This window comes from Mesorhizobium sp. M7A.F.Ca.CA.001.08.2.1, assembly GCF_003998455.1.
In the GTDB taxonomy this organism is placed as follows: domain Bacteria; phylum Pseudomonadota; class Alphaproteobacteria; order Rhizobiales; family Rhizobiaceae; genus Mesorhizobium; species Mesorhizobium ciceri.
Genome location: NZ_RZPW01001253.1, coordinates 1 through 956 on the forward strand (window position 1 = coordinate 1; position 956 = coordinate 956).

Annotated in this window: 2 protein-coding genes; both read right to left on the reverse strand. The window is 62.3% G+C overall.

Features of this window, described 5'->3' with window-relative positions:
* On the reverse strand, positions 1-195 hold a 195-nt coding region (locus EN914_RS36615; RefSeq protein ID WP_164756023.1), incomplete at its 3' end, for a translation initiation factor IF-2 associated domain-containing protein.
* A complete protein-coding gene (locus EN914_RS36620; protein WP_024503463.1) occupies positions 192-842 on the reverse strand; it encodes an RNA-binding protein in 651 nt (216 codons plus the stop codon). The genes EN914_RS36620 and EN914_RS36615, both read right to left, overlap by 4 nt.
* Between the last annotated feature and the right edge of the window lie 114 nt (positions 843-956).

A 956-nucleotide genomic window follows, 5' to 3' on the forward strand; every position in this document is an offset into this window, starting at 1 on the left:
GGCGGCAACAGGCTCCGGCTTGTCGCCGGGCATCGAGAACTTGCGCTTCTTGGTTTCGACGACGACCTGCTTGGTGCGGCCGTGCGAGAAGTTCTGGCGCACAGTGCCCTGTTCCATACCGGGGCGCTTCAGCGTCAAGGTCTTCTTCGGCGTCACACTCAGCGTATTGTCGTCACCCGATTTCGTATCGCTCATTCCATATCCTCTGCGGCATCATCTTCGTCAGCAACAGCCGCAAGCATTGCCAGATCGTCCGGGGAACCGCCCCGATACCGGTCGAGCGCAACCATGCGCTTCTGGACCGCCCTGCCCGCGTCTCCCGCGAGAACGGCAGCATGTATCACATTTGTACCCCCCAATGCCAAGCTCAACTCGGCCTCGGAGAAAAGTTTGTAGGCAAGGATAGCGGGCCCACCGAGATGGACCGTCGCCCGTCGCGCCTGGCTGATCTTGCGCACGCCGTCATCGGACGCCTCGGAAGCATGCAGCACGAAAAGCGCCAATCCGCCGCGCACCGCGCTCTCGACCTTGGTAGCACCAAGCGAAATTGCGCCTGCCTTGCGGGCAAGACCAAGCATGCCCAGAGCGTGCCTGGAAAGCAGCCCGTCGACCATGCCGCCAAGATCGGGCGGCACGACCACCTGTGCCTTGAAGGCGCGGGCAAAGAGGTTCTTCGCCGCAGCCTTGTCGATATGTAGGCGGTCGGCGCTCACCCAGCAACCGCGGCCGGGCAGATTTCTCTTGATGTCGGGAACGACGGCCGAATCCGGGCCGACGACGAACCGGATCAGATCATCCGGTTCGGCTTGTTTGCGCGTAACGATGCAGGTGCGATCGTTCATCTCGTCCAAGGGCGGGTTCGGTGCGATGCGGTTTCACCTCACGCACCAACGGCTTCGTCAGCCGAGACTTCTTCGGCTGCAAGCTCGTCTTCGGTGATCCAGCCGGCCTTGAGG